At 67.6% G+C, this 3495-nt stretch carries 1 protein-coding gene; it reads right to left on the bottom strand.

The genetic code is table 11. The annotated features are described in order from the left end of the window. Positions 1-3495 (bottom strand): multifunctional oxoglutarate decarboxylase/oxoglutarate dehydrogenase thiamine pyrophosphate-binding subunit/dihydrolipoyllysine-residue succinyltransferase subunit (locus NX1_RS17440; RefSeq protein WP_174555490.1); only part of this gene is annotated, 3495 nt, incomplete at both ends.

The following is a 3495-nucleotide window of genomic DNA, read 5'->3' as shown; positions in this document are numbered from 1 at the left end:
CGAACGCCTCCGCGATGATCTCCGCCTGCTCGACGGCGTGCACCTTGGACGAACCCGAGGACGGGGCCGACATGGCGCGGCGAGAGATGCGGCGGAGTTTGCCGAGCCGCTCGGGGAGCAAGTCGGGGAGGTTGAGGCCGAAGAAGGGCCATGCGCCCTGGTTGGCCGGTTCCTCCTGGACCCATGCGATGTCGGTCGCGTTCGGGTACCCCTCGAGCGCCTCGTTCAGGCGGAACTTGGGCAGCGGGTAGAGCTGCTCGATCCGCACGATGGCGACGTCCTCGCGCTTCTGCTTGGTCTTCTCGGCGACCAGCTCGTAGTAGAGCTTGCCGCTGGTCATCAGCACTCGCTTCACCTTGGCGCGATCGCCGACGCCCTGCTCGTAGGTGGGCTCGTCGAACACCGAGTGGAACTTGGACTCGGTGAAGTCCTTGAGGTCCGACACCACGGCCTTGTTGCGCAGCATCGACTTCGGGGTGAAGACGATCAGCGGACGACGGATGCCGTCGTGCGCGTGGCGGCGCAGCAGGTGGAAGTAGTTCGCCGGGGTGGACGGCACCGCGACGGTCATCGAGCCCTCGGCGCACAGCTGCAGGAAGCGCTCGATGCGGCCGGAGGTGTGGTCGGGACCCTGGCCCTCGTGGCCGTGCGGCAGCAGCAGCACCACGTCGGAGAGCTGGCCCCACTTGGCCTCACCGGAGGAGATGAACTCATCGATGATGGACTGCGCGCCGTTGACGAAGTCACCGAACTGCGCCTCCCAGAGCACCAGCGCGTTCGGGTTGCCCAGCGAGTAGCCGTATTCGAAGCCGACGGCGGCGAATTCGCTGAGCGCCGAGTCGTGCACCGCGAACCACCCGGGGGTCTCGCTGCCGATGTTGTGCAGCGGGGTGTACTCGTCGGCGGTCTTGCGGTCGATGATCACCGCGTGGCGCTGGGTGAAGGTGCCGCGGCGCGAGTCCTGACCGGTCAGGCGCACCGCGCGGCCCTCGTCGATCAGCGTGCCGAAGGCCATCAGCTCGGCGAAGGCCCAGTCGACCTTGCCCTCGTAGGCCATCTCGCGGCGCTTCTCCAGCACCGGCTTGACGCGCGGGTGCACGTTGAAGCCGTCGGGCACGTTGAGGAAGGCGTCGCCGATGCGCTGCAGCACGGCCTTGTCGACCGCGGTCTGCACGGTCGCGGGCACCTTCTGGTCGTCCTCGACCGACTCGCTCGGACCGGGCGGGAACTTCTCCAGTTCGCGGACCTCGTTGAACACGCGCTCCAGCTGGCCCTGGTAGTCGCGCAGCGCGTCCTCGGCCTCTTTCATGGAGATGTCGCCACGGCCGATCAGGCTCTCGGTGTAGCTCTTGCGCACCGAGCGCTTGGTGTCGATGACGTCGTACATGTACGGCTGGGTCATCGACGGGTCGTCGCCCTCGTTGTGGCCGCGACGGCGGTAGCAGATCAGGTCGATGACCACGTCCTTGCGGAACTTCTGACGGAAGTCGACCGCGAGACGCGCCACCCAGTCGCACGCCTCCGGGTCGTCGCCGTTCACGTGGAAGATCGGCGCGCCGATGAACTTGGCGATGTCGGTGGAGTATTCGGTGGAGCGGCTGTTCTCCGGCGAGGTGGTGAAGCCGATCTGGTTGTTCACCACGATGTGGATGGTGCCGCCGACGCGGTAGCCGCGCAGACCCGACAGGTTCAGCGTCTCGGCGACCACGCCCTGGCCCGCGAACGCGGCGTCGCCGTGCAGCATCAGCGGCATGACGGAGAAGCCCTCGGGGCCGTCGCCCTTGTCGAGCAGGTCCTGCTTGGCGCGGACCAGACCCTCGAGCACGGGGTCGACCGCCTCCAGGTGCGAGGGGTTGGCGGTCAGCGAGACCTCGATGTCGTTGTCGCCGAACATCTGCAGGTAGGTGCCGCGCGCGCCGAGGTGGTACTTCACGTCGCCGGAGCCGTGCGTGGCCGCCGGGTTCATGTTGCCCTCGAACTCGGTGAAGATCTTCGAGTACGGCTTGCCGACGATGTTGGCGAGCACGTTCAGGCGGCCGCGGTGCGGCATACCGATGACGACCTCGTCGAGCGAGTGCTCGGCGCACTGGTCGATGACCGCGTCCATCATCGGGATGACCGCTTCGGCGCCTTCCAGCGAGAAGCGTTTCTGGCCGACGTACTTGGTCTGCAGGAAGGTCTCGAAGGCCTCCGCCGCGTTCAGCCGGTTCAGGATGTACTTCTGCTGCGCGACGGTCGGCTTGACGTGCTTCTGCTCGACACGCTCCTGAATCCACTGCAGCTGATCGGTTTCCAGGATGTGCATGTACTCGACGCCGATGTGGCGGCAGTACGCGTCGCGCAGCACCGAGAGCACGTCGCGCAGCTTCATCCGCTCCTGGCCGTGGAAGCCGGCGACGTTGAACTCGCGGTCCAGGTCCCACAGCGTGAGGCCGTGCTGGGTGACGTCCAGGTCGGGGTGGCTGCGGAACTTGTCCTTGATCAGGCGCAGCGGGTCGGTGTCGGCCATCAGGTGGCCGCGGTTGCGGTAGGCGGCGATCAGCTCGAGCACGCGCGAGCTCTTGTCGACGCCGCGCTCCTTGACGTCCTTGCGCCAGCGCACCGGCTCGTACGGCACGCCGAGGCCGTGGAAGATCTCGTCGTAGAACTCGTCGGAGATCAGCAGCTGGTGGATGGTGCGCAGGAAGTCACCGGACTCGGCGCCCTGGATGATGCGGTGGTCGTAGGTCGAGGTCAGCGTCATCAGCTTGCCGACGCCCAGGTCGGCGACGCGCTCGTCGCTCATGCCCTGGAACTCGGCCGGGTACTCCATGGCGCCCGCGCCGATGATCGCGCCCTGGCCGTTCATCAGGCGGGGCACCGAGTGCACGGTGCCGATGGTGCCCGGGTTGGTCAGCGAGATCGTGACGCCGGAGAAGTCCTCGGCGGTCAGCTTGCCGACGCGGGCGCGCCGCACGATGTCCTCGTAGGCGGTGTGGAACTGGCCGAAGGTCATGTCCTCGGCGCCCTTGATGGCCGCGACGACCAGCGAACGGCTGCCGTCCTTGCCCGGCAGGTCGATGGCGAGACCGAGGTTGGTGTGCGCGGGGGTGACCGCGTTCGGCTTGCCGTCGATCTCGGTGAAGTGCCGGTTCATGTTCGGGAACGCCTTCACCGCCTGCACGATGGCGTAGCCGAGCAGGTGGGTGAAGGAGATCTTGCCGCCTCGGGTGCGAGCCAGGTGGTTGTTGATGACCAGACGGTTGTCGATCATCAGCTTGGCCGGGATGGCGCGCACCGAGGTCGCGGTCGGGATGGCCAGCGAGGCGGACATGTTCTTGACGACCGCGGCGGCGGCGCCACGCAGCACCTTCGCCTCGTCGGCCGCCTCGGCGGGCTTGGGACCGCCGGAAGTCGGCGCCGCGTTCGAGGCAGGCGCCGGAGTGGTCTGGGGGGCACGCGCGTTGACCTTGGCCGGAGCCGCGGGCTTGGTGGCGGCCGGAGCGGGAGCCGGAG

Source organism: Nocardia xishanensis NBRC 101358 (genome assembly GCF_001613365.1).
Lineage (GTDB): Bacteria > Actinomycetota > Actinomycetes > Mycobacteriales > Mycobacteriaceae > Nocardia > Nocardia xishanensis.
The sequence above is the reverse complement of the archived record's forward strand: the minus strand, read 5'-3'. Positions and strand labels throughout refer to the sequence as shown.